The organism is Streptomyces sp. CB09001, assembly GCF_003369795.1.
Lineage (GTDB): Bacteria > Actinomycetota > Actinomycetes > Streptomycetales > Streptomycetaceae > Streptomyces.
In genome coordinates this window covers 1123421-1149172 of sequence record NZ_CP026730.1, presented here as the reverse complement: position 1 = coordinate 1149172, position 25752 = coordinate 1123421, and the positions used below count along the sequence as shown (strand labels likewise).

The window sequence follows — 25752 nt, the reverse complement described above, 5'->3', positions numbered from 1 at the left end:
CCTTCCGGGAGGACCCCGTGCCCCGCACCGCCCTGCGTATCTGCCCCCTGTGCGAGGCCACCTGCGGCCTGGCCCTCACCATCGACGGCAGCACGGTCACCGCCGCCCGCGGCGATCGCGACGACGTGTTCAGCCACGGCTTCATCTGCCCCAAGGGCGCCTCCTTCGGCGCCGTCGACGCCGACCCCGACCGGCTGCGGGCGCCCTTGGTGCGCCGCAACGGCGAACTGCGCGAAGCCACCTGGGAGGAGGCCTTCGACGCGGTCGCCGCCGGCGTCCGGCCCCTCGTCGAGCGGTACGGGCCGCACTCCGTCGGCGTGGTCCTCGGCAACCCCAACGTGCACACCGTCGCCGGCGCCCTCTACCCGAACGTCCTGCTCGGCGCCCTCGGCAGCCGCAGCCTCTTCACCGCGTCCACGCTCGACCAGATGCCCAAGCACGTCTCCAGCGGACTGCTCTTCGGCGACGCGAACGCCATCCCGGTGCCCGACCTGGACCGCACCGACCACCTCCTGCTCATCGGCGCCAACCCGCTGGAGTCCAACGGCAGTCTGTGCACCGCCCCGGACTTCCCCGGCCGGCTCAGGGCCCTGAAGGCCCGCGGCGGCACCCTCACCGTCATCGACCCGCGTCGCACCCGCACCGCGAAGCTCGCCGACCGGCACGTGCCGATCCGCCCCGGCACCGACGCGCTGCTGCTGGCCGCGATGGCCCACGTGCTGTACGAGGAGGGACTGGTCGACCTCGGCGCACTCGCCCCGCACGTCGGGGGAGTGGACGACGTCGGGGCCGCCGTACGCGACTTCACCCCCGAGTCCGTCGCCGCCGCCTGCGACGTGGACGCCGACGTGACGCGCGCCCTCGCCCGTGAACTCGCCGCCGCCCCCACCGCCGCCGTCTACGGCCGCATCGGCAGCTGCACCGTCCCGCACGGCACCCTCGCCAGCTGGCTCGTGGACGTCCTCAACATCCTCACCGGCAACCTCGACCGGCCCGGCGGCGCGCTCTTCCCGCAGGCCGCCACCGACCGGACCCCGCGCCCCGCCGGACCCGGCCGCGGCTTCGCGCTCGGCCGCTGGCGCTCCCGGGTGAGCGGGCACCCCGAGGCGAAGGGCGAACTGCCCCTGTCCGCCCTCGCCGAGGAGATCGACACCGCCACCGACGACGGCGAGCCGGTCCGCGCGCTGCTCACCATCGCCGCCAACCCCGTCCTGTCCGCGCCCGACGGCGACCGGCTCGACAAGGCGCTGGACTCCCTCGACTTCATGGTGAGCGTCGACCCCTACCTCAACGAGACCTCCCGCCACGCCCACGTCGTCCTGCCGCCGCCCCCGCCCGCCCAGAGCCCGCACCACGACTTCGCCTTCAACACCCTCGCCGTGCGCAACCAGGTCCGCTACACCCGCCCCGCCGTCCCGCTGGAGCCCGGCAGGAGGGCCGAGACGGAGATCCTCGCCCGGCTCACCCTGGCCGTCGGCGGCGCGCACGGCACCGACCCCGCCGCCGTCGACGCCATGGTGATCGAACAGACCCTCGCCAGGTCCGTGCGGGAGCCGCACTCACCCGTGCACGGCCGCGACCCCGGCGAACTGACCGCCCTGCTCACCGGCGAGGACGGCCCCGAGCGGCGCCTCGACCTGATGCTGCGCCTCGGCCCCTACGGCGACGGCTTCGGCGCCCGGCCCGACGGGCTGACCCTGGAGCGGCTCCTCGCCCACCCGCACGGCATCGACCTCGGCCCGCTGCGTCCCCGCCTGCCGCAGCCCCTGAAGACCCGCAGCGGCAAGGTGGAACTGCTCCCGGCACCGATCGCCGCCGACCTGCCGCGCCTCGCCCGGGCCCTGGACGAGCGCCCCGCCGGGCTCGTCCTCGTCGGCCGCCGCCACCTGCGCTCCAACAACAGCTGGATGCACAACGTCCCCGCCCTCACCGGCGGCTCCAACCGCTGCACCCTGCACGTCCACCCCGAGGACGCCGCACGGCTGGGTGTGCGCGGTGCGCAACCCGTGCGCGTGAAGGGGCCCGGGGGAGCGGTGACCGTCCCCGCCGAGATCACCGACACCGTCCGCCCCGGCGTGGTCAGCATCCCGCACGGCTGGGGCCACGACCGGCCCGGCACCCGCCAGACGCACGCCGCCGCCGATCCCGGCGTCAACGTCAACCAGCTCCTCGACGGCGGCACGCTGGACCCGCTCTCGGGCAACGCCGTCCTCAACGGCGTACCCGTAACGCTCACACCGTTGACCGGCGCAGAGCTGTGACCTGGAATTCTGCGCTTATTGCTCGCATGTCAACGTCTTGTTAACGCTGCTTCGCGCCACCTAACGTCGCTCGCACCGCCTGCCCCGGTGGGATGTTCAAGGGCGAACGTTAGGTACTCACTCATGCTGACCATCCTCGGCTTCGCCATGATCGCGACCTTCCTGGTCCTGATCATGATGAAGAAGATGTCGCCGATCGCGGCGCTCGTGCTGATTCCCGCGCTGTTCTGCGTGCTCGTCGGCAAGGGCGCCCACCTCGGCGACTACGTCATCGACGGCGTGTCCAGCCTCGCCCCCACCGCGGCGATGCTCATGTTCGCGATCGTCTACTTCGGTGTGATGATCGACGTCGGGCTCTTCGACCCGATCGTCCGGGCCATCCTGAAGTTCTGCAGGGCCGACCCGATGCGCATCGTCGTCGGCACGGCGCTGCTCGCCGCGATCGTCTCGCTGGACGGCGACGGCTCCACCACCTTCATGATCACGGTCTCGGCGATGTACCCGCTGTACAAGCGGCTGAAGATGAGCCTGGTCGTGATGACCGGCGTCGCCGCTATGGCCAACGGCGTGATGAACACGCTGCCCTGGGGCGGTCCCACGGCCCGTGCCGCCACCGCCCTGAAGGTCGACGCCACCGACATCTTCGTCCCGATGATCCCGGCCCTGGCCGTGGGCCTGGTCGCGGTCGTCGTCCTGGCGTACGTGCTCGGTCTGCGCGAGCGCAGGCGGCTGGGCACGCTGTCGCTGGACGAGGCACTGGAGCGGGAGCCGGAGACCGAGACGGTGCTGGTCGGTGCGGGTGCGGGTGCGTCCGGCGCGCGTGCCGGTGCCGGCGCCGGTGCGGCTCGCGGTGCGGCGGGTGGCTCCGGCGAGGCGGGCGACCGGGACGCCGAGTCCGGCGGCGAGTCCGACGACGACTTCAAGGGCCTCGACCCGGACCGGCCGACCCTGCGGCCCAGGCTGTACTGGTTCAACGCGCTGCTCACGGTCGCGCTGCTCACCGCCATGATCATGGAGCTGCTGCCGATTCCGGTGCTCTTCCTGATCGGCGCCGCGCTCGCCCTCACCGTCAACTTCCCGCACATCCCGGACCAGAAGGCCCGCATCGCGGCCCACGCCGACAACGTCCTCAACGTCTCCGGCATGGTCTTCGCCGCCGCCGTCTTCACCGGCGTCCTCACCGGCACCGGCATGGTCGACCACATGGCCAACTGGCTCGTGGACACCATCCCCGACGGCATGGGCCCGCACATGGGCCTGGTCACCGGCCTGCTGAGCCTGCCGCTGACCTACTTCATGTCGAACGACGGCTTCTACTTCGGCGTCCTGCCGGTGCTCGCCGAGGCCGGCCAGGCGCACGGCGTGTCGACGCTGGAGATCGCCCGCGCCTCGATCGTCGGCCAGCCGCTGCACATGTCCAGCCCGCTCGTCCCGGCCGTGTACGTCCTGGTCGGCATGGCCAAGGTCGAGTTCGGGGACCACACGCGGTTCGTGGTGAAGTGGGCCGTCCTGACGAGCCTGGTGATCCTCGCGGCGGGCATCCTGTTCGGCATCATCTGACCGCCAGGGGTCGCTCAGGGGTCGTTCAAGGGTCGTTCGGGAATTGTCGGGAAAGGACACGATCATGGTGCCCGGTGGTGGGAACCGCGGCTGGCTGCTCCGCCTCGTCATCGCCTTCGGCTTCGCCCAGGCCGCGGTGTCCATGGCCCGGCCCGCCGTCTCCTACCGGGCCCTCGCGCTGGGCGCGGACGAACGGGCCGTCGGTGTCATCGCCGGTGTGTACGCGCTGCTGCCGCTGTTCGCCGCCGTTCCGCTGGGCCGCCGCACCGACCACGGGCGCTGTGCGCCGCTGCTGCCCGTCGGAGTGGTGCTCATCGCCGGGGGCTGCGCGCTGAGCGGCGTCGCCGGGTCCCTGGGGACGATGGCCCTGTGGAGCGGTGTGATGGGCCTCGGACACCTCTGCTTCGTGATCGGCGCCCAGTCCCTGGTCGCCCGCCAGTCCGCGCCGCACGAACAGGACCGCAACTTCGGCCACTTCACCATCGGCGCCTCGCTCGGCCAGCTGATCGGCCCCGTCGCCGCGGGCGCGCTCATCGGGGGCCCCGACATGGCCGGCAGCAGCGCGCTCGCCCTGGTGGTGGCGGGCGGGGGAGCGGCGGTCGCCTTCACGTCCCTGTGGCGCATAGAGCACCCCGGCGCCGCCGAGTCCCGTACGCGGCAGGGTGCGCGCGTCCCCGTGGGGAGCATCCTGCGGGCCCGGGGCGTGCCCGCGGGCATCCTGATCAGCCTCTCCGTGCTCTCCGCGACCGACATCCTCACCGCCTACCTGCCGGTGGTCGGCGAGCACCGGGGAATCTCCCCGGCCGTGATCGGCGTACTGCTCAGCCTGCGGGCCGCCGCGACGATCGCCTGCCGGCTCGTGCTGACGCCCCTGCTGCGGCTGCTCGGACGCACGGTGCTGCTCACGGTCACGTGTCTGCTGGCCGCCCTGCTGTGCGCCGGGGTCGCGCTGCCGGTGCCGGTGTGGGCGCTCGCCCTGATGCTGGTCGTCCTCGGCTTCTGCCTGGGTGTCGGTCAGCCGCTGTCCATGACCACGGTCGTGCAGGCGGCCCCCGACGAGGCGCGCTCCACGGTCCTCGCCCTGCGCCTGACCGGCAACCGCCTCGGCCAGGTCGCCGCCCCCGCCGCCGCGGGCCTGATCGCGGGCGTCGCGGGCGTGGCGGCGCCCTTCGTGATGCTGGGCGCCCTCCTCCTGCTCTCCTCGGGCGTCGCCCTGCGTGCGCCGTCCACCGGTGCGGCCGGCCGGGGAACCGACCGCCGGAGCCCGGAGATCGGGCAGGATGTCCCGGACCGGGCGGGCGACAGCCGGCCGTGCCGGGAGTCGAAAGGATGAGCATGATCCTGATAGTTCTGTCCGTCGTCCTGCTCCTCGTCGTCGGCGGCTGCGCCTGCGTCGTGTGGGCGGGCCGCGGCGGTCCGCCCTGGACACGCGCGGTGGCGACCGCGACCCTGGCGGCGGGCGAGCTGGTCCGCGCGTCCCGCCGCTCCGGCGGCCACCGCGGGGGCGGCGACCCGGACGGCTCGTCGGACGGCTGACGCGGCGGCCGGACCCGGCATGATCACGTCGTGAGACGCCCCACCCCCTGAATCCGGCCGTCCGCTTTCTCACCAGATGGACGGTCGCGGCGAGATGTCGTCCGGTGTCTTCCCCAGGCCGGGCACGGTCCGTTAACTTCCGTGACTCACACGCCCCGTACGACCCGCACGAGGGCGTCCGACCGCGGAGCACCAGAGCTCAGTGAGCCCCCGGGGGCACCTCCATGACACGCGCCATCTCCCTGCACGACGTGAGCAAGACCTACACGCGAGGCGTCCGCGTGGTGGACCGGCTGTCGCTGGACATCGCGCCGGGCGAGTTCCTCGTCCTGCTCGGCCCCTCCGGCTGCGGCAAGTCGACCGTGCTGCGCATGATCGCCGGGCTGGAGGAGATCACCGAGGGGGAGCTGACGCTGGACGGCGCGTACGCCAACGACCTCCTCCCCGCCGAGCGGCGGATGGCGATGGTCTTCCAGAACTTCGCCCTGTACCCCAACATGACCACCCGCGGGAACATCGGCTTCCCGCTGCGCGTCGAGGACCCGCAGACCGACCACACCCCCCGCGTGGACGCCACCGCCCGCATGCTGGGCATCGAGGACCCCCTCGACCGCCTCCCCGCCCAGCTCTCCGGCGGCGAACGCCAGCGGGTCGCCATGGGCCGGGCCATCTCCCGCCACCCCACCGCCTTCCTGATGGACGAGCCGCTGTCCAACCTCGACGCCAAGCTGCGCAACCACCTGCGCGCCGAGATCACCCGGCTGACCCGGGAGCTGGGCGTCACGACGATCTACGTCACCCACGACCAGTCCGAGGCCATGTCGCTGGGCGACCGCGTCGCCGTCCTGCGCGGCGGCGTACTCCAGCAGGTGGACACCCCGCGAGCCGTCTACGCCCTGCCCCGCAACGTCTTCGTCGCCGCCTTCATCGGCACCCCGCGCATCAACCTGCTGCGCGGCCTCGTGCGCGCCCCGCTGGACGGGGCGATGACCATCAGCCTGGGCAAGCAGTTCCTGCGCCTGCCCGAACCGCTCTCCCTGGACCACCAGTTGCTCCGTGTCCAGCAGGGCCGCGAGGTCATCGTGGGCCTGCGCTCGGAGGCCGTCCGGATCGCGAAACCCTCGTCCGCACGCCCCGGCGAGGTGCTGCTCACCGGGCTCGTGGAGCACGTCGAGTTCCAGGGCCACGAGGTCCTCGTGCACTTCAACACCGGCTCACAGCCGGCCGTCGTGCCCGACCTGGAGGCCCCGCGCCCCGCCGCCCGCCCGGTCAGGCGCCGCCGCCGCGACGGAACGGTCCTGGAGCGGCTGAGGGAACGGGCGGGCGCCCTGCGGGCCGGACCCGTGGTCGTCATGGACGAACCTCCGGAGCCCGGACCCGCGGTCGCCGCCCCCGACGGCCGCCTCCCCGGCGACCTGATCGTCCGGACCACCCCCGACATCGACCTCCGCCACGGCATGCAGGTCCCCCTCCTCGTGGACCTCGCCCACCTGTTCGTCTTCGACCAGCACGGCGACCGGATCTGTCCGGCCCCGGCGCATCTGCCCGAGCTGGAGGAGTGAGCACGCCGCGATTGCGCACTCCGGGAGGGTGAGCCGCGCCACCATCGGGGGAGCCCCTGGTGCCGTAAAACTAACGGCGCTAGTTTGGGGTCGGACGACGAGGCCCGCCCGGAAGGAACCCGATGAAGGCACACGACGGCATGTACATCGACGGAGCCTGGCGCCCCGCCGACGGCCGGGACACGATCGACGTCGTGAACCCGGCCGACGAGCAGGTGATCGGCAGGGTCCCCGCAGGCAACGCCCTGGACGTCGACACCGCCGTACGGGCCGCCCGCGCCGCCCTGCCGGGCTGGGCCGCCACCCCGCCCGCCGAGCGGGCCGCCCGCCTGGCCGCGCTGCGGGACGTCCTGGTGGCCCGCAAGGACGAGATCGCCGAGACGGTCACCGCCGAGCTGGGCTCCCCGCTGAAGTTCTCGCAGGCCGTGCACGCGGGCGCCCCGATCGCGGTCGCCGGTTCCTACGCCGAACTGGCGGCGACCCACGCCTTCGAGGAGAAGGTCGGCAACTCCGTCGTCCACCACGAGCCGGTCGGCGTGGTCGGCGCCATCACCCCCTGGAACTACCCGCTCCACCAGATCGTGGCCAAGGCCGCCCCGGCGCTCGCGGCCGGCTGCACGATGGTGCTCAAGCCCGCCGAGGACACCCCGCTCGTCGCGCAGCTCTTCGCCGAGGCGGTGCACGAGGCCGGGATCCCCGCCGGTGTCTTCAACCTGGTCACCGGCCTCGGCCCGGTCGCCGGCCAGGCCCTGTCCGAACACCCGGGGGTCGACCTGGTCTCCTTCACCGGCTCCACCGCCGTCGGCCGCCGGATCGGCGCCACCGCGGGCGCCGCCGTCAAGAGGGTCGCCCTCGAACTCGGCGGCAAGTCCGCCAACGTCATCCTCCCGAGCGCCGATCTCGCCAAGGCGGTCAACGTCGGCGTCGCCAACGTCATGTCCAACTCCGGCCAGACGTGCAGCGCCTGGACCCGCATGCTGGTCCACCGCGACCAGTACGACGAGGCGGTGGGGCTGGCCGCCGAAGCCGCCGCGAAGTACGGCGACCGGATCGGCCCCGTCGTCAACGCCAAGCAGCGGGAGCGGGTGCGCGGTTACATCGAGAAGGGCGTCGCCGAGGGCGCGCGCCTGGTCGCGGGCGGCCCCGAAGCCCCGCGCAAGCAGGGGTACTTCGTCAGCCCGACCGTCTTCGCCGAGGTGACCGAGGAGATGACCGTCGCCCAGGAGGAAATCTTCGGCCCGGTCCTGTCCATCCTCCGCTACGAGGACGAGGACGACGCCCTCCGGATCGCCAACGGCACGGTCTACGGCCTCGCCGGCGCCGTCTGGGCCGGGGACGAGGCCGAGGCGGTCGCCTTCGCTCGCCGGATGGACACCGGGCAGGTCGACATCAACGGCGGCCGCTTCAACCCGCTGGCGCCCTTCGGCGGCTACAAGCAGTCCGGCGTGGGCCGCGAACTGGGCGCGCACGGCCTCACCGAGTACCTCCAGACCAAGTCCCTCCAGTTCTAGCCCGCAGGGGAGTCTCCACCTCATGGCCGTCCGTACCGCAGTCCGTGCCGCCGTCGTACCAGCCGTCGGCGCCCCGCTGGAGGTCACCGGCATCGAGCTGCCCGAGCCCGGCCCCGGCCGGGTCCGGGTGAAGCTCGCCGCCGCCGGGGTCTGCCACTCCGACCTGTCCCTGTCCAACGGCACCATGCGGGTGCCGCTGCCCGCCGTCCTCGGTCACGAGGGTGCCGGCACCGTCGTCGCCGTCGGGGAGGGCGTCACCCACGTCGCGCCCGGCGACGAGGTCGTCCTCAACTGGGCCCCGTCCTGCGGCACCTGCCACGCCTGCTCGCTCGGCGAGGTCTGGCTGTGCGCGAACGCCCTGGCCGGCGCCGCCGACGTGCACGCCCGCCGCACCGACGACGGCACCGACCTGCACCCCGGCCTGAACGTCGCCGCGTTCGCCGAGGAGACGGTGGTGGCCGCCGGCTGCGTCCTGCCCGCCCCCGAGGGCATCCCCCTCACCGAGGCGGCGCTGCTGGGCTGCGCCGTCCTCACCGGCTACGGCGCCGTCCACCACTCGGCGAAGGTCCGCGAGGGCGAGACGGTCGCGGTCTTCGGCGTCGGGGGAGTGGGCCTCGCCACCCTCCAGGCGGCCCGGATCGCGGGCGCGTCGAAGATCGTCGCCGTCGACGTGTCCCCCGCGAAGGAGGAACTGGCCCGCGCCGCGGGCGCCACCGACTACCTCCTCGCCTCCGACACCACCGCCCGCGAGATCCGCGCCCTCACCGGAAAGCAGGGCGTCGACGTCGCCGTCGAGTGCGTGGGCCGCGCGGCCACCATCCGCACGGCCTGGGAGTCCACCCGGCGCGGTGGCCGCACCACGGTCGTCGGCATCGGCGGCAAGGACCAGCAGGTCACCTTCAACGCCCTGGAGATCTTCCACTGGGGCCGCACCCTGTCCGGCTGCGTCTACGGCAACGCCGACCCCGCCCGGGACCTCCCGGTCATCGCCGAACACGCCCGCGCCGGCCGCCTCGACCTCGACTCCCTGGTCACGGAGCGCATCGCCCTGGACGGCATCCCGGCCGCCTTCGAGAACATGCTGGCGGGCAAGGGCGGGCGGGCGCTGGTGGTGTTCTAGCCCGCCCCCCGCGCCCGCCGGGCCGTCTGCGAAACCCCGCCCGGGCGACGGTCCGAGCGGGGGCTGTCGGGTCGGGGCGGGCCCGGTTCCGCGACGGTCCGAGCGTTCCTCTTGATGGCCGCCCGGCATCCTGGACGGGGTCCGCAGCCCCGGAACCGATCGGCGCCACGGCGCGGCGTGGGCGACGCCCGGGTCACGGGCGGGCCCGCACGGTCCCCGGGCCGCGACGTGGGTGGGTCCGGGGCCGTACCCCGGCTTCGGCCGACGGGGTCCGGGCCTGCCCGGCCTTCTCCGGCCGCGAGGGTGGCGCGCCCCGGCCCGCAGGGCGCCGACAAGGCCCGGGCCTGCGTGAGCCCCGATGCTGGTGGGCCCCAAGCCGCTCTCCCCGTCGGCGGGTTCGGTGCCGGGTCCGCCCGGTCGCTCGCGCCGAGGGGGCGGTGGACAGGCCCTAGGCCCGCCCCGCGTCCTCGTGCCGCGGCTCCGCCGTGGGTCCGGCGCGGTCGGGGACCGGGGCCGGGCGCCTGCGCGAGCGGGACACCGCCACGCCCGCCAGGCACAGCGCTCCGCCCGCCAGGGTGAGCAGTCCGGGGACCTCGCCCAGTGCCAGCCACGACATCAGCACGACCAGTGCGGGCACGGCGTACGTGGTCGCGCCCATGCGGCCGGCGGTCGTACGGGCCAGGGCGTAGGCCCACGTCGTGAACGCCAGCGCGGTCGGGAACACGCCCAGGTACACCATGTTGAGCGTGGCGGAGACCGGCGCGCCGGCCGCCTCCCGCACCAGCTGCCCCGCGAACGGCAGGCAGAGCACCGCCCCGACCAGGCACCCGAACGTCGTCACCTGAAGGGCGCTCGCGTGCGCAAGCGCCGGCTTCTGGGCCACCACCCCGCCCGCGTACGCCACCGCGGCCAGCAGGCACAGCACCACCCCGAACAGCGAGGAACCGCCCTCGCCGGACATCGACAGCCCCACCGTCACGGCACCGGCGAACGACACCGCCATCCCCGCCAGCAGCCGCGGCGGCAGCGCGTCCCCGAGCAGCCGGGCGCCGAGCAGCGCGATGAGGATCGGGCCGACGTTGACCACGAGGGCGGCCGTGCCGGCGTCCACCTGCTGCTCGCCCCAGTTCAGGACGACCATGTAGAACCCGAACCACAGCACCCCCGACGTCGCGATCCCCCGCCAGGCGGACCGCGGCGGCAGCCCCTCCCGGCGCAGCAGCCAGATCACCCCGAGGGTGAGGGCCCCGGACAGCAGCCGCCCGAGTGCCAGCGCGCCCGGTGAGTAGGCGTCGCCCGCGCTGCGGATGGAGACGAAGGCGGAGGCCCACAGGACGACGGTGACCGTGGCCGCGCCGGCCGCGAGCAGTTCGGGACGGCGGTGCCAGGGAGCGGCAGGGGACGTGCGGGCAGTGCTCATCATGCTCCAGAGGCTAGGCAGCGGAAGGTCGCTCCCGCTGGCGGATTTCGGACCGGGACCCGTGCTCAGCGCAGCGCCACCGCATTGATGCCCAGCAGTTCGGACAGCGCCCGCTCGCCCGACGGCGTCACCTTCACCGCCCGCTCCGAGCCGATGCGCACGCACCAGCCCGTGTCCAGGGCGTGCCGGCACAGGGCCGCGCCCGCGACGCCCGCGAGGTGGGGACGGCGTTCCGTCCAGTCGAGGCATGCCCGGGCCAGTGGCCGGCGACCGGTCGGCCGCAGCGAGATCCTGGCGGTGTCGAACCAGCCGAGCCCCGCGTCCGTGAGTGCGAAGCCGGTGTCCTGGCGCAGCAGCCCCCGCCCGGTCAGCGCGTCGGTGACCGCGATGCCGAGCCGTCCGGCGAGATGGTCGTAACAGGTGCGCCCCCGGGCCATCGCCGAACCGGCGCTCGACGCCCGCAGGGTGCGCGGACGCCGGGCGGCGGCCTCGGGCGCGACCTGCGCCGCCAGGTCCTCCACGAGCTGCGCCACCCGGTCGTCGGCCATCCGCACGTAGCGGTGCCGACCCTGGCGTTCCTCGGCGAGCAGCCCGCCCGCGACGAGCTTGCCCAGGTGCTCGCTGAGCGTCGACGCGGCGACCCCGGCGTGCCGGGCCAGCTCACCGGCGGTCCACGCCCGCCCGTCCAGCAGGGCCAGCAGGCAGGCGGCGCGCGTCTCGTCGGCCAGCAGCCCGGCCAGCCGTGCGAGGCCGGGAGCCCCGGCGTCCCTCTCGGTCATGCGTCCAGGATGCGCCACGCACGGTTCGGCGGGCGCCGAAGTGTCCGGGGGTCCCGCAGCGGCCTCAGACGCCCTGTGCCACCTGCGCGTACTGCTGCGCCAGCCCGTCCAGCAGGGCCGTCAGGCCGGTCTCGAAGGCGCGCTCGTCGATCTTCTCCTGCTGTTCGGCCAGCAGGTGGGCCTGCTGGAGGTGCGGATAGTCCGCGGGATCGTAGGCGCCGGCGTCGTCCACGAAGCCGCCCGCGAAGGAGCCGAGCGCCGAGCCCATGATGAAGTAGCGCATCAGCGCGCCGATGGAGGTGGCCTGGGCCGGGGGCCAGCCCGCCCGGACCATCGCGCCGTAGACGGCGTCCGCGAGGTGCAGCGCGGCCGGGCGGCGGCCCGGGCCGTGGGCCAGTACCGGGACGATGTTGGGGTGGTCGCGCAGCGCCGTCCGGTAGGAGACGGCCCAGTCGTGCAGCGCCGTCCGCCACTCCCGGCCGTCCTCGAACATCGACAGGTCGACCTGCGCGCTGACCGAGTCGGCGACGGCCTCCAGGATCTCGTCCTTGGTGCGGAAGTGGTTGTAGAGCGAGGGTCCGCTGACCCCCAGTTCCGCGGCCAGCCGGCGCGTGGAGACGGCCGCGAGGCCCTCGGCGTCCACCAGCGCGCGGGCCGTCTCGACGATCCGGTCGGTGCTGAGCAGGGGCTTGCGCGGTCGGGCCATGGCGCACATAGTAGGGCTGCGAGCCGAAACTAGCAGTGCTAATTTAAATGTACGGCTTTCAAGATTTCTTTCCTGTGGGGTGACTCGGCATGAACCTGGAGCTCAGCGAGGAGCAGACCGCCGTACGGCAGCTCGCCCGGGACTTCGTGGAGCGGGAGATCGCCCCCCATGTCGTGGAGTGGGACCGTGCCGAGGAGGTGGACCGGGGAATCGTGAAGAAGCTCGGCGAGGTCGGTTTCCTCGGCCTCACGATCGACGAGGAGTATGGCGGCAGCGGCGGCGACCACCTCGCGTACTGCCTGGTCACGGAGGAGCTGGGGCGCGGCGACAGCTCGGTGCGCGGGATCGTCTCGGTCTCCCTCGGCCTGGTCGCCAAGACCATCGCCGCCTGGGGCGACGAGGAGCAGAAGCGGCGCTGGCTGCCGGGCCTCACCTCCGGCGAGTACGTCGGCTGCTTCGGCCTCACCGAGCCAGGTACGGGGTCGGACGCCGGAAACCTCACCACCCGCGCGGTCCGGGACGGCGACGACTACGTCGTCAACGGCACCAAGATGTTCATCACCAACGGCACCTGGGCCGACGTCGTCCTGCTCTTCGCCCGCTCCACCGGCGCCCCCGGCCACAAGGGCGTCTCCGCCTTCCTCGTGCCCACCGACACACCCGGCCTGACCCGCCGCACCGTCCACGGCAAGCTCGGGCTGCGTGGCCAGGCCACCGCCGAACTGGTCCTGGAGGACGTCCGCGTCCCCGCCTCCGCGATGCTCGCGCCCGAGGGCAAGGGCTTCTCGGTCGCCATGTCGGCCCTCGCCAAGGGGCGGATGTCGGTCGCCGCCGGCTGCGTCGGCATAGCCCAGGCCGCACTGGACGCGGCCGTGCGGTACGCGGGCGAGCGGGAGCAGTTCGGCAAGACCATCGCCCACCACCAGCTCGTACAGGAGCTGATCAGCGACATCGCCCTCGACGTGGACGCGGCCCGGCTGCTGACCTGGCGGGTCGCCGACCTGATCGACCGCGGGCAGCCCTTCGCCGTCGAGTCCTCCAAGGCCAAGCTCTTCGCCTCGGAGGCCGCCGTGCGCGCCGCCAACAACGCCCTCCAGGTCTTCGGCGGCTACGGCTACATCGACGAGTACCCGGTCGGCAAGCTGCTGCGCGACGCCCGCGTGATGACCCTCTACGAGGGCACCAGCCAGATCCAGAAGCTGGTCATCGGGCGTGCGCTGACCGGGGTTTCGGCATTCTGACCACCGGGCTCTGAGTACGCGAACTGAGTACGACGGCGGATGTGGCGCGGACCACATCCGCCGACCCTTGTCCCCATGAGTGACACACCGGTCAAGCAGCAGAACACGGCGGCCTTCTACGGTCAGGCCGTCGCCTCGTTCGCGGTGGCCATGGCCGCCACCGCCATCGGCATCTACCAGCTCCAGGCCGACGCCTGGGTGCGCGCCTTCCTCGCGATCGCCGTCCTGTATCTCGTCACCTCGGCCTTCACGCTGGCCAAGATCATCCGGGACCGCCAGGAGGTCGGACAGATAGTGAGCCGGGTCGACCAGGCGCGGCTCGACAGGATCCTCGTAGAACACGACCCCTTCCAGAAGCCGGGTGGCGCTCCCGCCGGGCAGCGCCCCTAAGCGGTCGCTCACCTTCGGCGGTATGGTGGTGCTCCTGTCACCGAGAGGGGCGAACAAGCGATGAGTACGGCGGCCGAGACGACGGGCGGCGACATCGAGCCGTGGGAAGAGGTCACGCCTGACGCGGCCCGGCGGCTCCTTGTCGCGGCAGTGGAGGCGTTCGCCGAACGCGGGTACCACGCGACGACGACCCGCGACATCGCCGGGCGGGCCGGCATGAGCCCGGCCGCGCTCTACATCCACTACAAGACCAAGGAAGAGCTGCTCCACCGCATCAGCCGCATCGGGCACACCCGGGCGGTGGCCATCCTGCGCTCCGCGGCCCAGGGCGAGGGCAGTGCGACCGAACGGCTCGCCGACGCCGTGAGCTCCTTCGTCCGCTGGCACGCCGGCCGGCGCACGACCGCGCGGGTCGTGCAGTACGAGCTGGACGCCCTCGGCCCCGAGGCCCGGGAGGAGATCCTCACCCTCCGCCGACAGTGCGACGCCGCCGTGCGCGGCATCATCGACGACGGCGTGGCCACGGGCGAGTTCGACGTGCCGGACGTCAAGGGCACGACGCTGGCCGTGCTGTCCCTCTGCATCGACGTGGCCCGCTGGTTCAACGTGAACGGCCCCCGCACGCCCGACGAGGTCGGCGCGCTCTACGCCGACCTCGTGCTGCGCATGGTGGGTGCCGAACCGTCCGGCGCGGCTCAGAGGTAGTAGCGCGAGACCGACTCGGCGACGCACACCGGCTTGTCGCCGCCCTCGCGCTCCACGGTGAAGGCGACGCTCACCTGGATCCCTCCCCTGACGTCCTCGACGCCGGTGATGACCGCCGTGGCACGCAGGCGCGAGCCGACCGGGACGGGGGAGGGGAAACGGACCTTGTTGGTTCCGTAGTTGACGCCCATCTTCACGCCGTCGACCCGGATCAGCTGCGGTCCGAAGAGCGGGAGCAGGGACAGGGTCAGATAGCCGTGCGCGATGGTGCTGCCGAACGGGCCCGCGGCGGCCTTCTCCGGATCGACGTGGATCCACTGGTGGTCGCCGGTCGCCTCGGCGAACAGGTCGATCCGCTTCTGGTCGACCTCCTGCCAGTCGGTGTACCCCAACTGCTCGCCCACCGCCGCCTTCACCTCGTCGGCGGACGCGAAGATCCTCGGCTCTGCCATGTTCCGGCCCCTCTGCTCGCTCGCCCTGTGCGCTCGACTCTAAGCGACTGCTTAGCATGGTCGCCCGTGACGTCCCTGTCAACGGACCGGACCGGTCCGCGAGGGCGATCGGGTCGGTAGGGTTCGAGGGGTGCCTCAGATTCCAGAGAAGATCCAAGAGCTCACGGTCGGCCAGCTCGCCGCGCGCAGCGGTGCCGCGGTCTCCGCCCTGCACTTCTACGAGTCCAAGGGTCTGATCAGCAGTCGCCGCACCTCGGGCAACCAGCGCCGCTTCAGTCGTGACGCGCTGCGCCGGGTCGCCTTCGTCCGTGCGGCCCAGCGGGTCGGCATACCGCTGGCCACCATCCGCGAGGCGCTCGCCGAGCTGCCGGAGGGGCGCACGCCCACCGAGGACGACTGGGCCCGGCTCTCCGAGTCCTGGCGCTCCGAGCTGGACGAGCGCATCAAACAGCTCAACCGGCTGCGCGACCACCTCACCGACTGCATCGGCTGCGGCTGCCTGTCCCTGGAAACCTGCGTCCTGTCCAACCCCGACGACGCCTTCGGCGAGCGCGGTGCCGGCTCCCGCCTGCTCGTGGAGCGCCGCGGCTCCACCGCCAGGGGCGGCCGAGCACCGAGCCGCGCCCGGGAACCGGAAGCACCGTGCTGCGGCGACTGACCGCGCGCTGAGCCGGGCCCGGCCGTCAGCCGTCGCCGCCCCGGCGCGCCGAGGCCCACTCCCGCGTCCCCGCGGTCACCGGCTCGGCGTTGGAGGCGGCCCGGCGGCCGTCCGGCAGGCACAGGGTGTCCTCCGGGCCGATCCGGGGCGCCAGGCCCGGCCGGCCGGGCAGGCGGGCCAGCACCTCGGCCCCGGGGCACTGTCGTCGAATTCCCCGTCTGCTCGGCGGTGCCACGCACGCTCCCCCACTGCCTCAAGGTCGGGGGAGGCACCCCCACTCGCCGCACCGGGCGCCGACCACGGACCACCAGTACGCCGGTCGACGCCCGGCGCCACCGCGGTCCCGCGTTCGATCAGCGCGGGCGGCGACCTCCTCGGCGCCCGGCTCGTGCCAGTCGACCGACGCCTCGTGCCAGTCGACCGACGCGTGGTCGGCAGCACCGCCCGGCTCCGGATCCGCGCCTCCCGGGCCGCCGGACCGGGCTCGGCCCGGGCGCCCGTCGTGACGCCGACCGGCACCGACGCCGGGACCCGTGCACTGATCGCCTCCGGCGCCGCCGCGAGCACGCGCGGAGACAGCGTGTCCCGCCCGCACGGTGTCCTCGGGTGGACGTGGACGTCGGTGGCTCCGGCGGCGACCGCTCCGGCCGCCGAGTCGGCGACCGCCTCCGGCGACAGCGGCACCACGGTGCCGTCGGCGCTGCCCCGCGCCCCGATCACCCACAGCCGCACCATTCCCATGGTGCCGGGCGCCACAGACAGCGCCCGCCGGACCCGGTGCCGTACCGGCCACCGGGGGTGCGGCATCCCGGCGCACCCCCGCGGTCGGCTACGCCGACATCAGCAGCCGTCCCCGCCGGGCGTACGCGCGCGCGTCGGGTGTGAGGACGGGCCGCGGCACGAGGATGCCGCAGTCCGAGCAGACGGGGCCCGTCGAGGGTTCGTGGTCCAGGTCGTACTTCCAGACGAGGCGCTCCCCGTCGCACACCGGGCACCCGGAGCCCGGCTCACGCTCCAGCGCGGAGATCAGCCGGCGCAGCACCTCCGCCAGCGGCCCGTCGGGATGGACCCGGGGGTCGTCGCACCAGGCCACTCCGAACCCGCCCCAGGTCAGCCGGTGCCAGTCGTCCACGCTGCCCGGCCTGCGCAGCCCGTCGTGCTTCTCCTTCCTGCGCCGCTCGGCGAAGGCGAGCTCGTAGGCCAGCCACACCGAACGCGCCTCCTCCAGCTCCTCCAGTGCGGCCACGAGCCGCGCTGGGTCGGGGGAGCGGTCCTCGGGACCGAACCCGGCCCGGGAGCAGAGATGGTCCCAGGTCGCCCTGTGCCCATAAGGGGCGAAACGCTCAAGGCACTTGCGCAGTGAATAGCGCCGCAGCGCCAGGTCGCACCGTGGATCGCGGACCTGTCTCGCCAGACTTCGGAAACCGGCCATCGCCCTGCACCTCCGTCACACCTGCACCTGTACTTGGGTCACTTCGGCGTCGTCGTACGGACGTCGCCGAATAGACGTATCGACAACCGATTCGGCTCCATCCGATTTCCGATGCCCCCCATAAGCCGATCCACCCGCTCCCAAAAAGTGACGCATGTTCACCTTCCCACTCGGGGATACCGGCGGTAACGTCCCGCCACACCCCCGTCGGGAGGAGCTGCCATGCCACGGCGCACCCCACGCAACGCCCTCGACAGACTGAGAACTCCCCGCGGCTTCCACGGGTTCCTGAAGACCGCATCCGTATGCGCCCTCGTTGCCGGACTTTTGTCACCGCTTTCCCCGGCGATGGCCGCCGGGAACGCGGCCGCCGAGGTCACGGCCGCCGAAGTGGTCCCCAACGACCACTGCGGCGGCCAGTGTTCCGACATCCTGCCGCCCGGCCAGAACGGCAACGCCACCCTCGCCCAGATCCTTCTCAACCAGGCCTTCGGCACCCAGCCCGCGCACGCCGAGGACCAGCTGGGCCCCTACGCGAAGCTCGCCACCGGCTATTCCGGCCTCACCAACGACAAGATCAACAGCTTCTTCAACGACGCCTCCTTCGGCGTCCCGGACGGCCAGGCCGCCTCCACCGTCCGCCCCGCGGGACGCGACGACGTGACCATCGTCCGCGACAAGAAGACCGGCGTGCCGCACATCACCGGCACCACCCGCTACGGCACCGAGTTCGGCGCGGGCTACGCCGCCGCCCAGGACCGGCTCTGGCTGATGGACCTCTTCCGGCACGTCGGACGCGGCCAGTTGACCCCCTTCGCGGGCGGCGCCCCCGCCAACCAGGGTCTGGAGCAGCAGTTCTGGCGCAGCGCCCCCTACACCGAGGACGACCTGGAGGCGCAGATCGAGAGCGCCGCCGCGAAGGCCGGTGAACGCGGCGAGCTGGCCCTGGCCGACGTCGACGCCTACGTCGCCGGTGTCAACGCCTACATCGACGCCTCCGACAAGGGCCGCTACTTCCCCGGCGAGTACGTGCTGACCGGCCACAAGGACGCCATCACCAACGCCGGCACCATCGAGCACTTCAAGCGCACCGACCTGATCGCGCTGGCCTCCGTCATCGGCTCCCTCTTCGGCGCCGGAGGCGGCGGCGAGGTCAACAACGCGCTCTCCCTGCTCGCCGCCCAGGAGAAGTACGGCGTCGCCGAGGGCACCGAGGTCTGGGAGTCCTTCCGCCAGCGCAACGACCCCGAGGCCGTCCTCACCCAGCAGGACGGCAGCTTCCCGTACCTGCCCACCCCGGACGACCCGCAGGGCCGCGCCCTGCCCGACGCCGGGTCGGTCGAGCCGGAACCGCTGGTGTACGACCGTACGGGCAGCGCCGGTGCCGCGGGCGCGACCGGTGCCTCCGCCGAGGCGGCGGACGCGGCCGTGACCTCGGCGCGGCGCGGCATGTCCAACGCCCTCGTCGTCGGCGGCGAACACACCGCGAGCGGTCACCCGGTCGCCGTCTTCGGACCCCAGACCGGCTACTTCGCCCCGCAACTGCTCATGCTCCAGGAGATCCAGGGCCCCGGCATCAGCGCCCGCGGCGCCTCCTTCGCGGGCCTGAGCATGTACGTCGAACTCGGCCGCGGCCAGGACTACGCCTGGAGCGCGACCACCTCCGGCCAGGACATCATCGACACCTACGCGGTCGAACTGTGCCAGGACGACCACCACTACCTCTACCGCGGCACCTGCACGCCCATGGAGAAGGTCGAGCGGCACAACGCCTGGAAGCCCACCGTCGCCGACTCCACGGCGGCCGGCTCCTACACGATGCGCGTCTGGCGCACCAAGTACGGACCGGTCGAGTCCCGGGCCACGGTGGACGGCAAAAAGGTCGCCTACACCACCCTGCGCTCCTCCTACCTGCACGAGGCCGACTCCATCATCGGCTTCCAGATGCTCAACGACCCGGACTACCTCAACAGCCCCGAGCGCTTCCAGGGCGCCGTCCAGCACATCAACTACACCTTCAACTGGTTCTACGCCGACTCCGAGCACACCGCGTACTACAACAGCGGCGACAACCCCGTGCGGGCGGACGGCATCGACGCCGAGTTCCCGGTCTGGGCCCGGCAGGCGTACGAGTGGCAGGGCTGGGACCCGGCCGACAACACCGCCCGGTACACCGCCGCGTCCGCCCACCCGCGGTCGGTCGACCAGGACTACTACGTCTCCTGGAACAACAAGCAGGCCAAGGACTACCCGGCAGCCTCCTGGGGCAACGGCTCCGTCCACCGCGGCAACCTCCTCGACGACCGGGTGAAGAAGCTGGTCGCCGAAGGCGGCGTCACCCGCACCGCGCTGGTGAAGGCCATGGCCGAGGCGGCCCTCGCCGACCTGCGGGCCGAGGACGTCGTGCCGGATCTGCTGAAGGCGGTCGAGTCCGCCCCGGTGACCGACCCGGCGGTGAAGTCGGCTGTGGACGGGCTGAAGGCGTGGCTGTCCGCGGGCGGGCTGCGCACGGAGACCTCGGCGGGCGCCAGGAAGTACGCCCACACCGACGCGATCCGCACCCTGGACGCCTGGTGGCCGCTGCTGGTGAAGGCCGAGTTCGAACCCGGTCTCGGCGCCGACCTGTACACCGCCTTCACCCGCAACCTGCCCGTCGACGAGTCCCCGTCCGCCGCCCACGGCCCGACCGGCGCCCACGCCGGCAGCGCCTTCCAGTACGGCTGGTGGAGCTATGTCGACAAGGACATCAGGGCCGTGCTCGGCGAGCCCGTCAAGGGCCCGCTGGCACGTCCGTACTGCGGCGACGGCGACCTCGCCGCCTGCCGGGACTCCCTGGTCTCCACCTTGAAGGAGGCGGCGGGCCGCACGGCCGCCCAGGTCTACCCCGGCGACGACAACTGCTCGGCGGGGGACCAGTGGTGCGCCGACTCGGTGATCCACCGCACCCTCGGCGGCATCAAGCACGGCGGCATCGGCTGGCAGAACCGGCCCACCTACCAGCAGGTCGTGGAGTTCACCTCCCACCGGTGACCGGCCGGCCCGACGGTCACCTGTAGATCAGGTACTGGCGGCGTGTCCTTCTGAACGCCGCCAGTTCCGCCTGCCAGCCGGCCACCACCTCGTCGGTGTCCGCGCCCGCGTCGATCATCGTGCGCACCTGCGTGGACCCGGTGAGCTTGTCGATCCAGTTGTCCGACCGCCAGGCGAAGCCGTCCCAGGACCGCTTCGCGGTCACCAGGAGGGCGATTCCGGTGCGCACCGGGTCGAACGCCGCCCGGTCGTGCACGTGGAGCTGCACCCCGCCGACCGTCTTGCCCTGGAACTTGGAGAAGGTGGGGGAGAAGTACGCCTCCCTGAAGCGCACGCCCGGCAGGCCGATGTCGTTGACCGCGGCGGCCCAGCCCCCGTCGATCCCCTCGGCGCCCAGCAGTTCGAACGGGCGGGTGGTGCCGCGCCCCTCGGAGAGGTTCGTGCCCTCGAAGAGGCAGGTCCCCGAGTACACCAGCGCGCACTCCGGCGTGGGCATGTTCGGGCTCGGCGGCACCCAGGGCAGTCCGGAGGCGTCGTAGAACTCGGATCGCCTCCAGCCCGTCATCGTCACCGTCTCCAGCGGCACCGGCGACGGCAGGAACTCGCCGTTGAAGAGCAGGGCCAGCTCGGCGACCGTCATGCCGTGCGCTTGCGCGACCGGCTGCCGGCCGACGAAGGTCGCGAACTCCTTGTGCAGGATCGGGCCGAGGGCCGCCCGCCCGGTCACCGGGTTCGGCCGGTCCAGGACCACGAACCGCTTCCCCGCGAGCCCGGCCGCCTCCATGCAGTCGAACAGCGTCCAGATGTACGTGTAGAAGCGCGCGCCCACGTCCTGGATGTCGAAGACGACGGTGTCCACGCCGGACGCCGTGAACACGTCCGCGAGCGGCTGCCCGCTCTTCAGGTACGTGTCGTAGACCGGCAGCCCGGTGGCGGGGTCGTCGTAACGGCCCTCGGAGCCGCCCGCCTGCGCCGTACCGCGGAAGCCGTGCTCGGGGCCGAAGACGGCGGTCAGGTTCACCCGGTCGTCGGCGTGCATGACGTCGACGATGTGGCGCACGTCCCGGGTGATGCCGGTCGGGTTGGTGACGATGCCGACCCTCTGCCCGTCGAGCCGGGCGTAGCCGTCGTCGCCGAGGCGCTCGAAGCCGGTGCGCAGCCGGCGGCCCCCGTGGCCCGCGGGTGCCGCGTGAGCCGTGCCCGCCGAGGCCGCGGCGGCGGTGGTGCCGGCCGCCACCGCGGCCGTCGTGGCGAGCAGGTTCCGTCTGGACAGCGTCATGCGGTGACCTCCGTGATCGCGGCGGGTGTCATGCGCACGCACGCTAACCCGCACCCCGGGCTGCGGGGAATGGAGTAGACCGCGGTTCGCCTCTTCCGTCGCACATACCGACTGGTTAGTCTGGCGCTGCAACAGGGAGCGAGCAGTGCCCGAGCCGTGTCGGAGGAGACCGATGGTGGAAGCCGTGCAGGATGCCGGAGTCGTCGTCACCGGGGCGGGAGGCGGCATCGGGGCCGCCCTGGCCCGCCGTTTCGCCGCCGAGGGAGCCAGGGTCGTCGTCAACGACCTGGACGCCGCCCGGGCGAAGGACGTCGCCGACGAGATCGGCGGCGTCGCGGTCCCCGGCGACGCCTCGGCGATCGTCGCCGAGGCACGTGAGGCGCTGGGCGGCACGGTCGACGTGTACTGCGCCAACGCGGGCGTCGGGTCGGAGGGTTCGCAGGCCGCGGAGGAGGCCGTCTGGGCGCTCGCCTGGGACGTCAACGTCATGGCCCACGTACGGGCGGCCCACGAGCTGCTCCCCGACTGGCTGGAGCGCGGCAGCGGCCGCTTCGTCTCCACCGTGTCGGCCGCCGGGCTGCTCACCATGATCGGCGCCGCCCCCTACAGCGTGACCAAGCACGGCGCGTACGCCTTCGCCGAGTGGCTGTCCCTGACGTACCGCCACCGCGGGATCAAGGTGCACGCCATCTGTCCGCAAGGGGTGCGCACCGACATGCTGGCCGGCACCGGCAGCGCGGGCGACCTGGTGCTGCGGCCCACCGCGATCGAACCGGGAGACGTCGCGGACGCCCTGTTCCAGGGCATCCAGGAGGACCGCTTCCTGATCCTGCCGCACCCCGAGGTGGCCGGGTACTACCAGGCCCGGGCGGCCGACCCCGACCGCTGGCTGCACGGCATGAACCGGCTCCAGCGGCAGTGGGAGGAGACGACGTCCCTGTGACCCCCTCCCGGGTGCACGCCCCGGTCCGGGCCGCCCTGCCCGACGCGCCGGGGACGGCAGGTGGGAAGATCCTCCGTCGGGAACCGCGTTCCCACGGGCATCAGGACGGACACTGAACGCACTGAACGACAGTGCGACGGAAAGGCAGGTGATGGCAGTGCCCAGGTCCACGGACGGGGACGGCACTCCGGTGCCGCAGCGGCTCCTGGCCGCCGCCACCCGGCTCTTCGCCGAGCAGGGCTACGACCGCACCTCGGTACAGGAGATCGTCGAGGCGGCCGGCGTCACCAAAGGGGCGCTCTACCACTACTTCGGCTCCAAGGACGACCTCCTGCACGAGGTGTACGCGCGCGTGCTGCGCCTCCAGCAGGAACGCCTGGACGCCTTCGCGGACGCCGACGCGCCGGTCGAGACGCGGGTGCGGGACGCGGCGGCCGACGTCGTCGTCACCACCATCGAGAACCTCGACGACGCGTCGATCTTCTTCCGCTCCATGCACCAGCTCAGCCCGGAGAAGAACAAACAGGTGCGCGCGGAGCGCCGGCGCTACCACGAGCGCTTCCGCGCACTGATCGAGGAGGGCCAGCGGACCGGCGTCTTCACCAAGGAGACCCCGGCCGACCTGGTGGTGGACTACCACTTCGGGTCCATCCACCACCTGTCCACCTGGTACCGACCCGACGGCCCGCTCAGCCCGCAGGAGGTCGCCGACCACCTCGCCGACCTGCTGCTGCGCGCCCTGCGGCCCTGAGGCGCCCGCCTCACAGGTACTTCTTGATCTCCCGCCGGGCCAGCGACCGCTGGTGCACCTCGTCGGGGCCGTCCGCGATCATCAGCGTCCGCGCGCCCGCGTACAGCTCGGCCAGCGGGAAGTCCTGGCTCACACCGCCCGCGCCGTGCAGCTGGATCGCCCGGTCGATGATGTCGACCACCGCGCGGGGCGTGGCGATCTTGATGGCCTGGATCTCGGTGTGCGCGCCCCGGTTGCCGACCGTGTCCATCAGCCAGGCGGTCTTCAGCACCAGCAGTCGCAGCTGCTCCACGGTGACCCGGGCGTCCGCGATCCAGTTGTGGACCACGCCCTGCTGGGCCAGCGCCTTGCCGAAGGCGTTGCGGGACACCGCGCGGCGGCACATCAGCTCGATCGCCCGCTCGGCCATGCCGATCAGCCGCATGCAGTGGTGGATCCGGCCGGGACCGAGCCGGGCCTGGGCGATGGCGAAGCCGCCGCCCTCCTCGCCGATCAGGTTCGACACCGGCACGCGCGCGTGGTCGAAGGTCACCTCGGCGTGGCCGCCGTGGTAGTGGTCCTCGTAGCCGAAGACCTGCATGGCCCGGTCGACCGTCACCCCGGGCGTGTCGCGCGGCACCAGCACCATCGACTGCTGGCGGCGGATGTCCTCGCCCCCGGGGTCCGTCTTGCCCATCACGATGAAGATCCTGCAGTCCGGGTTCATCGCCCCGGAGATGTACCACTTGCGGCCCGTGACGACGTACTCGTCGCCCTCGCGCTCGATGTGCGTGGTGATGTTCGTGGCGTCCGAGGAGGCCACCTCCGGCTCCGTCATCGCGAACGCGGACCGGATCTCCCCGGCGAGCAGGGGCTCCAGCCACTGCTTCCGCTGCGCCTCGTCGGCGAACTGGGCCAGCACCTCCATGTTCCCGGTGTCCGGCGCCGCGCAGTTCGTCGCCGTCGGCGCCAGCTGCGGGCTGCGGCCGGTGATCTCGGCGAGCGGGGCGTACTGGAGGTTGGTGAGGCCGGCTCCGTGCTCGGCGTCGGGCAGGAACAGGTTCCACAGGCCCTGGCGGCGGGCCTCGGCCTTGAGGTCCTCCACGACCTGCGGGGTGTCCCACGGCGAGGCGAGGCGGGCGCGCTGCTCGTGGGCGGTCTGTTCGGCCGGGTAGACGTGCTCGTCCATGAAGGCGAGCAGCTTGGCGCGGAGTTCCTCGGTGCGTGCGTCGTACGCGAAGTCCATGCGGGTCAGCCCTTCTGAAGGGTGGTCAGGCCGTGCTCGATGAAGACGGGGACGAGGTCGCCGATGCGGTCGAAGCCGCGGCCGACCGTCTGGCCCAGCGTGTAGCGGTAGTGGATGCCCTCCAGGATCACGGCGAGCTTGAACCACGCGAACGCCGTGTACCAGGCGACTGTGGAGACGTCGCGGCCCGAGCGGGCGGCGTAGCGCTCGATCAGCTCGGCGGGGGCGGGGTGGCCGGGGGCCTGGGCGGTGGTGGAGACGGGGGAGTCGGGCATGCCGAGCGGGCTGCTGTACATCACCAGCAGGCCGAGGTCGGTCAGCGGGTCGCCCAGCGTGGACATCTCCCAGTCCAGGATCGCCCGGATCTCGTCGCCCTCGCCGCCGATCAGGACGTTGTCGAGGCGGTAGTCGCCGTGGACGACGGTCGGGGCGGGGGAGCGGGGCAGTTCCCGGCCGAGGGTGGCGTGCAGTTCGTCGATGCCGGCCAGGTCGCGGTCGCGGGAGGCGTCGAGCTGCTTGGCCCAGCGGCGGAGCTGGCGGTCCAGGAAGCCGTCGGGGCGGCCGAAGTCCGCGAGGCCCACCTCGGCGGGGTCCACGGCGTGCAGTCCGACCAGCGTGTCGACGAGGTTCAGCACGGCGGCGCGGGTGCGCTCGGGGCCGAGGGGGGCGAGCTGTTCGGCGGTGCGGTACGGGGTGCCGTCCACGAACTCCATCACGTAGAAGGGCGCTCCCAGCACCTCCTCGTCCTCGCACAGGAGTACCGGGCGCGGCACGGGCACGTCGGTCGGGTGCAGGGCGCTGATGACGCGGTGCTCGCGCCGCATGTCGTGCGCGGTGGCCAGGACGTGGCCGAGCGGGGGGCGTCGCACCACCCAGCGGGCGGTGCCGTCGGTGACGGCGTAGGTGAGGTTCGACCGTCCGCCCTCGATCAGCCGGCCGGACAGCGGGCCGGTCACCAGGCCGGGCCGCTCGCGGTCGAGCAGGACGCGCAACCGGTCGGGATCGAGTCCGGGCGGGTGGTCGGGGCTCATCGGCTCTCCCTGGGACAGGTGAACAATACCCGACACATGATGCCGACCGGTCGGTATGCCGTCCAGTGGGTGGGCGGAACGTGATCGGCGTTACGGGGGTGGGGCTGCGGGGCGGGGCTGCGGGGGTGGGCCGTGAGTCGTGGGTCGTGGGCCTCGTGCC

At 72.8% G+C, this 25752-nt stretch carries 22 protein-coding genes and 1 pseudogene; 14 read left to right on the top strand and 9 right to left on the bottom strand.

Annotation, left to right across the window (positions count from 1 at the left end; genetic code table 11):
• Positions 1-17 precede the first annotated feature (17 nt).
• The 7 genes from C4J65_RS05375 to C4J65_RS05345 all read left to right on the top strand — a co-directional run bounded on the left by C4J65_RS05375 (position 18) and on the right by C4J65_RS05345 (position 9550).
• The gene (locus C4J65_RS05375; protein WP_115741339.1) at positions 18-2261 is read left to right on the top strand and encodes a molybdopterin-dependent oxidoreductase; all 2244 of its coding nucleotides are present in this window, start codon (positions 18-20) and stop codon (positions 2259-2261) included.
• 123 nt (positions 2262-2384) lie between these two features.
• The gene (locus tag C4J65_RS05370) at positions 2385-3821 is read left to right on the top strand and encodes a citrate:proton symporter (protein ID WP_115741338.1); all 1437 of its coding nucleotides are present in this window, start codon (positions 2385-2387) and stop codon (positions 3819-3821) included.
• 64 nt (positions 3822-3885) lie between these two features.
• Complete coding sequence (locus C4J65_RS05365; protein WP_115741337.1) at positions 3886-5154, top strand: MFS transporter; 1269 nt, start codon at positions 3886-3888, stop codon at positions 5152-5154.
• 2 nt (positions 5155-5156) lie between these two features.
• Positions 5157-5357 (top strand): hypothetical protein, encoded by a 201-nt coding sequence (locus C4J65_RS05360; protein WP_205350956.1) that lies wholly within the window; start codon positions 5157-5159, stop codon positions 5355-5357.
• Positions 5358-5581: 224 nt separating this feature from the next.
• Positions 5582-6919 (top strand): ABC transporter ATP-binding protein, encoded by a 1338-nt coding sequence (locus tag C4J65_RS05355; protein ID WP_115741335.1) that lies wholly within the window; start codon positions 5582-5584, stop codon positions 6917-6919.
• A gap of 122 nt (positions 6920-7041) precedes the next feature.
• Positions 7042-8430, top strand: a complete 1389-nt coding sequence (locus C4J65_RS05350; RefSeq protein ID WP_115741334.1) for an aldehyde dehydrogenase family protein — start codon at positions 7042-7044, stop codon at positions 8428-8430.
• A gap of 22 nt (positions 8431-8452) precedes the next feature.
• Positions 8453-9550, top strand: a complete 1098-nt coding sequence (locus C4J65_RS05345) for a Zn-dependent alcohol dehydrogenase (protein ID WP_115741333.1) — start codon at positions 8453-8455, stop codon at positions 9548-9550.
• A gap of 448 nt (positions 9551-9998) precedes the next feature.
• On the opposite strand, the gene C4J65_RS05340 is transcribed toward C4J65_RS05345, so the two are convergent.
• From C4J65_RS05340 to C4J65_RS05330, 3 genes are all read right to left on the bottom strand, one after another.
• Complete coding sequence (locus C4J65_RS05340; protein WP_115741332.1) at positions 9999-10973, bottom strand: DMT family transporter; 975 nt, start codon at positions 10971-10973, stop codon at positions 9999-10001.
• 62 nt (positions 10974-11035) lie between these two features.
• The gene (locus C4J65_RS05335; protein WP_115741331.1) at positions 11036-11749 is read right to left on the bottom strand and encodes a winged helix-turn-helix domain-containing protein; all 714 of its coding nucleotides are present in this window, start codon (positions 11747-11749) and stop codon (positions 11036-11038) included.
• A 64-nt stretch (positions 11750-11813) separates the two neighbouring features.
• Complete coding sequence (locus C4J65_RS05330; protein WP_109033612.1) at positions 11814-12455, bottom strand: TetR/AcrR family transcriptional regulator; 642 nt, start codon at positions 12453-12455, stop codon at positions 11814-11816.
• An 89-nt stretch (positions 12456-12544) separates the two neighbouring features.
• On the opposite strand from C4J65_RS05330, the gene C4J65_RS05325 reads away from it, so the two are divergent.
• The 3 genes from C4J65_RS05325 to C4J65_RS05315 all read left to right on the top strand — a co-directional run bounded on the left by C4J65_RS05325 (position 12545) and on the right by C4J65_RS05315 (position 14791).
• Complete coding sequence (locus C4J65_RS05325) at positions 12545-13696, top strand: acyl-CoA dehydrogenase family protein (RefSeq protein ID WP_115741330.1); 1152 nt, start codon at positions 12545-12547, stop codon at positions 13694-13696.
• 75 nt (positions 13697-13771) lie between these two features.
• The gene (locus tag C4J65_RS05320; RefSeq protein WP_115741329.1) at positions 13772-14086 is read left to right on the top strand and encodes a YiaA/YiaB family inner membrane protein; all 315 of its coding nucleotides are present in this window, start codon (positions 13772-13774) and stop codon (positions 14084-14086) included.
• A 60-nt stretch (positions 14087-14146) separates the two neighbouring features.
• Complete coding sequence (locus C4J65_RS05315; protein WP_115741328.1) at positions 14147-14791, top strand: TetR/AcrR family transcriptional regulator; 645 nt, start codon at positions 14147-14149, stop codon at positions 14789-14791.
• On the opposite strand, the gene C4J65_RS05310 is transcribed toward C4J65_RS05315, so the two are convergent.
• Positions 14782-15243, bottom strand: coding sequence for a MaoC family dehydratase (locus tag C4J65_RS05310; protein ID WP_115741327.1), 462 nt, complete (start codon positions 15241-15243; stop codon positions 14782-14784). The two genes, C4J65_RS05315 and C4J65_RS05310, sit on opposite strands and share 10 nt — an antisense overlap.
• A gap of 130 nt (positions 15244-15373) precedes the next feature.
• Between C4J65_RS05310 and soxR the strand changes: the two genes are divergently transcribed.
• Positions 15374-15901: a redox-sensitive transcriptional activator SoxR gene (soxR, locus tag C4J65_RS05305; protein ID WP_115741326.1), complete on the top strand. Its 528-nt coding sequence runs from the start codon at positions 15374-15376 to the stop codon at positions 15899-15901.
• Positions 15902-15926: 25 nt separating this feature from the next.
• On the opposite strand, the pseudogene C4J65_RS05300 reads toward soxR, so the two are convergent.
• Both C4J65_RS05300 and C4J65_RS05295 read right to left on the bottom strand, forming a co-directional pair.
• Positions 15927-16636: pseudogene (locus tag C4J65_RS05300) on the bottom strand (3-keto-5-aminohexanoate cleavage protein).
• A gap of 94 nt (positions 16637-16730) precedes the next feature.
• Positions 16731-17333: a hypothetical protein gene (locus tag C4J65_RS05295; protein ID WP_115741325.1), complete on the bottom strand. Its 603-nt coding sequence runs from the start codon at positions 17331-17333 to the stop codon at positions 16731-16733.
• A 222-nt stretch (positions 17334-17555) separates the two neighbouring features.
• Between C4J65_RS05295 and C4J65_RS05285 the strand changes: the two genes are divergently transcribed.
• Positions 17556-20363 (top strand): penicillin acylase family protein, encoded by a 2808-nt coding sequence (locus C4J65_RS05285; RefSeq protein ID WP_162833036.1) that lies wholly within the window; start codon positions 17556-17558, stop codon positions 20361-20363.
• Between the two features lie 16 nt (positions 20364-20379).
• Here C4J65_RS05285 and C4J65_RS05280 read toward each other — a convergent pair whose 3' ends face one another.
• On the bottom strand, positions 20380-21642 hold the full coding sequence (locus tag C4J65_RS05280; RefSeq protein ID WP_205350955.1) for a DUF1343 domain-containing protein: 1263 nt from the start codon (positions 21640-21642) through the stop codon (positions 20380-20382).
• Between the two features lie 172 nt (positions 21643-21814).
• Between C4J65_RS05280 and C4J65_RS05275 the strand changes: the two genes are divergently transcribed.
• Complete coding sequence (locus tag C4J65_RS05275) at positions 21815-22585, top strand: SDR family oxidoreductase (protein WP_115741322.1); 771 nt, start codon at positions 21815-21817, stop codon at positions 22583-22585.
• 157 nt (positions 22586-22742) lie between these two features.
• A complete protein-coding gene (locus tag C4J65_RS05270) occupies positions 22743-23336 on the top strand; it encodes a TetR/AcrR family transcriptional regulator (RefSeq protein WP_115746309.1) in 594 nt (197 codons plus the stop codon).
• Positions 23337-23346: 10 nt separating this feature from the next.
• Here the strand turns inward: C4J65_RS05270 and C4J65_RS05265 are convergent, their stop codons facing one another.
• Complete coding sequence (locus tag C4J65_RS05265; protein WP_115741321.1) at positions 23347-24561, bottom strand: acyl-CoA dehydrogenase family protein; 1215 nt, start codon at positions 24559-24561, stop codon at positions 23347-23349.
• A 5-nt stretch (positions 24562-24566) separates the two neighbouring features.
• Entirely contained in the window at positions 24567-25592 is a 1026-nt protein-coding gene (locus C4J65_RS05260) for a phosphotransferase family protein (protein WP_115741320.1), read from the bottom strand.
• Positions 25593-25752 lie beyond the last annotated feature (160 nt).

Excerpts from the sequence above, each read along its gene's own strand:
- C4J65_RS05370 (WP_115741338.1), top strand. The coding sequence starts at position 2,385 with ATGCTGACCATCCTCGGCTTCGCCATGATCGCGACCTTCCTGGTCCTG.
- C4J65_RS05365 (WP_115741337.1), top strand. The coding sequence starts at position 3,886 with ATGGTGCCCGGTGGTGGGAACCGCGGCTGGCTGCTCCGCCTCGTCATC.
- C4J65_RS05360 (WP_205350956.1), top strand. The coding sequence starts at position 5,157 with ATGATCCTGATAGTTCTGTCCGTCGTCCTGCTCCTCGTCGTCGGCGGC.
- C4J65_RS05355 (WP_115741335.1), top strand. The coding sequence starts at position 5,582 with ATGACACGCGCCATCTCCCTGCACGACGTGAGCAAGACCTACACGCGA.
- C4J65_RS05350 (WP_115741334.1), top strand. The coding sequence starts at position 7,042 with ATGAAGGCACACGACGGCATGTACATCGACGGAGCCTGGCGCCCCGCC.
- C4J65_RS05345 (WP_115741333.1), top strand. The coding sequence starts at position 8,453 with ATGGCCGTCCGTACCGCAGTCCGTGCCGCCGTCGTACCAGCCGTCGGC.
- C4J65_RS05340 (WP_115741332.1), bottom strand. The coding sequence starts at position 10,973 with ATGATGAGCACTGCCCGCACGTCCCCTGCCGCTCCCTGGCACCGCCGT.
- C4J65_RS05335 (WP_115741331.1), bottom strand. The coding sequence starts at position 11,749 with ATGACCGAGAGGGACGCCGGGGCTCCCGGCCTCGCACGGCTGGCCGGG.
- C4J65_RS05330 (WP_109033612.1), bottom strand. The coding sequence starts at position 12,455 with ATGGCCCGACCGCGCAAGCCCCTGCTCAGCACCGACCGGATCGTCGAG.
- C4J65_RS05325 (WP_115741330.1), top strand. The coding sequence starts at position 12,545 with ATGAACCTGGAGCTCAGCGAGGAGCAGACCGCCGTACGGCAGCTCGCC.
- C4J65_RS05320 (WP_115741329.1), top strand. The coding sequence starts at position 13,772 with ATGAGTGACACACCGGTCAAGCAGCAGAACACGGCGGCCTTCTACGGT.
- C4J65_RS05315 (WP_115741328.1), top strand. The coding sequence starts at position 14,147 with ATGAGTACGGCGGCCGAGACGACGGGCGGCGACATCGAGCCGTGGGAA.
- C4J65_RS05310 (WP_115741327.1), bottom strand. The coding sequence starts at position 15,243 with ATGGCAGAGCCGAGGATCTTCGCGTCCGCCGACGAGGTGAAGGCGGCG.
- C4J65_RS05295 (WP_115741325.1), bottom strand. The coding sequence starts at position 17,333 with ATGGCCGGTTTCCGAAGTCTGGCGAGACAGGTCCGCGATCCACGGTGC.
- C4J65_RS05285 (WP_162833036.1), top strand. The coding sequence starts at position 17,556 with ATGCCACGGCGCACCCCACGCAACGCCCTCGACAGACTGAGAACTCCC.
- C4J65_RS05280 (WP_205350955.1), bottom strand. The coding sequence starts at position 21,642 with ATGACGCTGTCCAGACGGAACCTGCTCGCCACGACGGCCGCGGTGGCG.
- C4J65_RS05275 (WP_115741322.1), top strand. The coding sequence starts at position 21,815 with ATGGTGGAAGCCGTGCAGGATGCCGGAGTCGTCGTCACCGGGGCGGGA.
- C4J65_RS05265 (WP_115741321.1), bottom strand. The coding sequence starts at position 24,561 with ATGGACTTCGCGTACGACGCACGCACCGAGGAACTCCGCGCCAAGCTG.
- C4J65_RS05260 (WP_115741320.1), bottom strand. The coding sequence starts at position 25,592 with ATGAGCCCCGACCACCCGCCCGGACTCGATCCCGACCGGTTGCGCGTC.